The sequence below is a fragment of the Pseudomonas sp. NPDC086112 genome (assembly GCF_044746425.1).
Lineage (GTDB): Bacteria > Pseudomonadota > Gammaproteobacteria > Pseudomonadales > Pseudomonadaceae > Aquipseudomonas.
This window is the reverse complement of the sequence record NZ_JBIVCD010000019.1, coordinates 95283-100168: the sequence shown is the minus strand read 5'-3', so window position 1 is coordinate 100168 and position 4886 is coordinate 95283. Positions and strand designations below refer to the sequence as shown.

4 protein-coding genes are annotated in these 4886 nt (G+C 59.1%); all 4 read left to right on the top strand.

Features of this window, described 5'->3' with window-relative positions:
- Window positions 1–69: 69 nt before the first annotated feature.
- On the top strand, window positions 70–963 hold the full coding sequence (locus tag ACIPLA_RS15590; RefSeq protein ID WP_218397213.1) for a hypothetical protein: 894 nt from the start codon (window positions 70–72) through the stop codon (window positions 961–963).
- A gap of 19 nt (window positions 964–982) precedes the next feature.
- Window positions 983–1429, top strand: coding sequence for a 50S ribosomal protein L9 (gene rplI, locus ACIPLA_RS15585; RefSeq protein ID WP_003197251.1), 447 nt, complete (start codon window positions 983–985; stop codon window positions 1427–1429).
- A gap of 123 nt (window positions 1430–1552) precedes the next feature.
- On the top strand, window positions 1553–2947 hold the full coding sequence (gene dnaB, locus ACIPLA_RS15580; protein ID WP_008068885.1) for a replicative DNA helicase: 1395 nt from the start codon (window positions 1553–1555) through the stop codon (window positions 2945–2947).
- A gap of 218 nt (window positions 2948–3165) precedes the next feature.
- Window positions 3166–4886, top strand: a 1721-nt coding sequence (locus ACIPLA_RS15575) for a YgiQ family radical SAM protein (RefSeq protein ID WP_401173961.1), incomplete at its 3' end; no start/stop codon positions are given.

The following is a 4886-nucleotide window of genomic DNA, read 5'->3' as shown; positions in this document are numbered from 1 at the left end:
CTGCTGGCCTACACCGACAGCCACGGCCGCTGAGACCGGGCAGTCGACACGTAGCAAAGGATTGAATGCATGCGCGCCTTAGCTGAGTTCATCATGCGCGGCCGTATGCAGGCCACTCTGGTAGTGGCCGGATGCGCAACGTTGCCGTTGTTGTATTGGTTGGGTGCTGCCGCCGGATGCCTTGTGCTCCTGCGGCGCGGATTGAAGGACGCCTTGGGCGTTCTTGCTCTGGGACTGCTGCCGGCGTTGATCTGGTGGCTTTACTCCGACGACCCACGGGCACTTCTGGTGCTGCTGGGGTCTTCGAGCCTTGCGTTGGTTTTGCGCGCAAGCGAGTCCTGGAACCGCGTGCTGCTGGTCAGCATAGCGATGGGATTGGTGTTTTCAGTGGTGCTGGGGGCGGCTTTTGCGCCCCAGATCGAGATGCTGGCGCAGGCTTTGATAAAAGTCATGCCGTCGCTACTCGGTGATGTCTACCAGCAATTGTCGGTAGACGAGCAAGCGCGTTTCGCGTCCCTGATTGCACCGGTCCTGACCGGCCTGATTGCGGCCTTGTTGCAAATCGTCAGTGTGCTGAGCCTGATTGTCGGGCGCTACTGGCAGGCGTTGTTGTACAACCCGGGTGGTTTTGGTCGCGAGTTTCGCGCCATCCGAATCCCGCTTTTACCGGCGATGTTGCTGCTGGTGTTGATGCTTCTGGGGCCTAACTTAGGCTCGCAGATGGCCATGTTGACACCGTTGTGCAGCGTACCGCTGGTGTTCGCCGGGCTGGCCCTGATTCACGGGCTGGTGGCGCAAAAGCGACTGGCCAAATTCTGGCTGGTGGGGTTGTACGTCACGCTGTTGCTGTTCATGCAACTGATCTATCCGTTGCTGGTGGTCTTGGCCATCGTCGACAGCCTGATTGATTTTCGCGGTCGTTCGGCACCGAAAGATGCCGATAGCGCGAACGGTGAAGGTTAAAAGTTAAGAGGATTTTCACATGCAACTGATCCTTCTGGAAAAAGTCACCAACCTGGGCAACCTGGGTGACAAAGTGAACGTTAAGGCTGGTTACGGTCGTAACTACCTGCTGCCTTACGGCAAAGCTACCGCTGCGACCGCTGCCAACCTGGCTGCGTTCGAAGAGCGTCGCGCTGAGCTGGAAAAAGCCGCAGCAGACCGTAAAACTTCGGCTGAAAGCCGTGCCGCCCAACTGGCTGAGCTGGAAGTGACTATCACTGCCACCGCTGGTGACGAAGGCAAGCTGTTCGGTTCGATCGGCACCCACGACATCGCTGATGCACTGACCGCCTCTGGCGTTGAAGTTGCAAAAAGCGAAGTTCGTCTGCCGAACGGCACCATCCGCAACGTAGGCGAATTCGACGTAGCCGTGCACCTGCACGCCGAAGTTGAAGCCACCGTACGCGTTGTCGTGGTAGCAGCTTAAGCAGCACTTGTCGGCTGGCACCCTCGGGTGCTTGCCGGTAACATCGGGCACGATCCTGTTTACAGGTCGTGCCCTTTGTCTTTCTGCGGTTCCTGATTTTCTACAAACTAATTCCAAGTGGCCATGAACGATATTTCCGCTCCCGAGCAATACGATCTGCAAACCGCTGCCCTGAAGGTGCCGCCGCATTCCATCGAGGCCGAACAGGCCGTGCTCGGTGGTTTGATGCTGGACAACAACGCCTGGGAACGCGTGCTCGATCAGGTCTCGGACGGCGATTTCTATCGTCATGACCACCGTTTGATCTTCCGTGCGATCGCCAAGCTCGCCGACCAGAACTCCCCTATCGACGTCGTGACCCTTGCCGAGCAATTGGACAAGGAAGGTCAGACCTCGCAAGTCGGTGGTCTCGGCTACCTGGGTGAGCTGGCGAAAAACACGCCGTCCGTCGCCAACATCAAGGCCTATGCGCAAATCGTTCGTGCGCGGGCGACCTTGCGGCAACTGATCGGCATCGCCACCGAAATTGCCGACAGCGCTTTCAACCCGGAAGGCCGCACGGCTGAAGAGATTCTCGACGAAGCTGAGCGGCAGATCTTCCAGATCGCCGAGGCCCGGCCAAAAACCGGCGGCCCGGTGAGCGTGAATGACCTGCTGACCAAGGCTATCGACCGCATCGACACCTTGTTCAACACTGACAACGCCATTACCGGCCTGTCCACCGGTTATACCGACCTCGACGAGAAAACCAGCGGCTTGCAGCCTGCCGACCTGATCATCGTCGCCGGCCGTCCGTCCATGGGTAAAACCACCTTTGCGATGAACCTGGTGGAAAACGCCGTGTTGCGCAGCGACAAGTGCGTACTGGTTTACTCGCTGGAGATGCCAGGCGAATCGCTGATCATGCGTATGCTGTCGTCCCTTGGGCGTATCGACCAGACCAAGGTCCGGGCCGGTCGCCTGGACGACGACGATTGGCCGCGCCTGACCTCGGCGGTCAACTTGCTGAACGATCGCAAGCTGTTCATCGACGACACGGCTGGTATCAGCCCCTCGGAGATGCGCGCGCGGACCCGGCGTCTGGTACGTGAACACGGCGACATCGCCCTGATCATGATCGACTACCTGCAGTTGATGCAGATTCCAGGTTCCGGCGGCGACAACCGGACCAACGAGATTTCCGAGATCTCCCGTTCCTTGAAAGCCCTCGCCAAGGAATTCAACTGCCCGGTGGTGGCGCTGTCCCAGCTCAACCGCTCCCTGGAGCAACGACCGAACAAACGCCCGATCAACTCCGACCTCCGGGAATCCGGAGCGATCGAGCAGGATGCTGACGTGATCATGTTCGTGTACCGGGATGAGGTGTACCACCCGGAAACCGAGCACAAAGGCATCGCCGAGATCATCATCGGCAAGCAGCGGAACGGCCCGATCGGCACGTCACGACTGGCGTTCATCGGTAAGTACACCCGCTTCGAAAACCTGGCGCCGGGCAGCTACAATTTCGACGACGAGTAAGTTGTGTAGTGCCTGACAGGGCCTCTTCGCGGGCAAGCCTCGCTCCTACAGACCATGTGTCGTTCGCGCAATCGTGATCCAACGCAAAACCTGTAGGAGCGAGGCTTGCCCGCGAAGAGGGCGACACTAATTTCCGACCATAGCCGTCGGAATTGGTCAAATTTTGTGCTATATTCCGCGCCCGCGAAATTCAATGAAAGCCAACACCGGTTATCGACATGCAAGCAGCCAAGCCGTTATTTGACTATCCCAAGTACTGGGCCGAATGTTTCGGGCCAGCGCCATTCCTGCCGATGAGCAGGGAGGAGATGGATCAGCTTGGCTGGGATTCCTGCGACATCATCATCGTTACCGGTGATGCCTACGTCGACCACCCGTCGTTCGGCATGGCGATCATCGGCCGGCTGCTGGAGGCCCAAGGCTTCCGCGTCGGGATCATTGCGCAGCCGAACTGGCAGTCCAAAGACGACTTCATGAAGCTCGGCGAGCCAAACCTGTTCTTCGGCGTCGCGGCCGGCAACATGGACTCGATGATCAACCGCTACACCGCCGACAAGAAAATCCGTTCCGACGATGCCTACACCCCCGGTGGCCTGGCGGGCAAACGTCCGGACCGCGCGAGCCTGGTTTACAGCCAGCGCTGCAAGGAAGCCTACAAGCACGTGCCGATCGTGCTCGGTGGCATCGAAGCCTCCCTGCGCCGCATCGCCCACTACGATTACTGGCAGGACCGGGTGCGCAACTCGATCCTGATCGACGCTTGCGCCGATATCCTGCTCTACGGCAACGCCGAGCGTGCGATTGTCGAAGTCGCCCAGCGTCTGTCATTCGGTCACAAGATCGAAGACATCACCGATGTGCGTGGCACCGCGTTCATTCGTCGTGACACGCCAAAAGACTGGTTCGAGATCGACTCCACGCGCATCGATCGTCCGGGCAAGGTCGACAAGATCATCAACCCGTACGTGAACACCCAGGACACGCAAGCCTGCGCCATCGAGCAGGAAAAGGGTCCGACGGAAGATCCGAACGAAGCGAAGGTCGTGCAATTGCTGCCGAACCCGCGCCTCACCCGGGAGAAAACGGTCATCCGCCTGCCGTCGATGGAAAAAGTCCGTGGTGACTCGGTGCTCTACGCCCACGCCAACCGCGTGCTTCACCTGGAAACCAACCCGGGCAACGCCCGTGCGCTGGTGCAGAAGCATGGCGAAGTGGACGTCTGGTTCAACCCGCCTCCGATTCCGATGACCACCGAAGAAATGGACTACGTTTTCGGTATGCCTTACGCACGGGTTCCGCACCCGGCGTATGGCAAGGAAAAGATTCCTGCCTACGACATGATCCGCTTCTCGGTGAACATCATGCGCGGTTGCTTCGGTGGCTGTACGTTCTGCTCGATCACCGAGCACGAAGGCCGGATCATCCAGAACCGTTCCGAAGAGTCGATCATTCGCGAAATCGAAGAGATCCGCGACAAGGTACCAGGCTTCACCGGGGTGATCTCCGACCTCGGCGGCCCGACCGCGAACATGTACCGCATTGCCTGCAAGAGCCCGGTCATCGAATCCGCGTGCCGCAAGCCGTCCTGCGTGTTCCCGGGCATCTGTGAAAACCTCAACACCGATCACTCGTCGCTGATCCAGCTCTATCGCAGCGCCCGTGCCTTGCCGGGTGTGAAGAAGATCCTGATCGCATCCGGCCTGCGTTACGACCTCGCGGTCGAGTCGCCGGAATACGTGAAGGAGCTGGTGACCCACCACGTTGGTGGTTACCTGAAGATCGCCCCGGAACATACCGAGGAAGGTCCGCTCAACCAGATGATGAAACCGGGCATCGGCAGCTATGACAAGTTCAAGCGCATGTTCGAGAAGTACACCAAGGAAGCCGGGAAAGAGCAGTACCTGATTCCGTACTTCATCGCCGCTAACACGGGCACCAC

Excerpts from the sequence above, each read along its gene's own strand:
- dnaB (WP_008068885.1), top strand. The coding sequence starts at position 1,553 with ATGAACGATATTTCCGCTCCCGAGCAATACGATCTGCAAACCGCTGCC.
- rplI (WP_003197251.1), top strand. The coding sequence starts at position 983 with ATGCAACTGATCCTTCTGGAAAAAGTCACCAACCTGGGCAACCTGGGT.
- ACIPLA_RS15590 (WP_218397213.1), top strand. The coding sequence starts at position 70 with ATGCGCGCCTTAGCTGAGTTCATCATGCGCGGCCGTATGCAGGCCACT.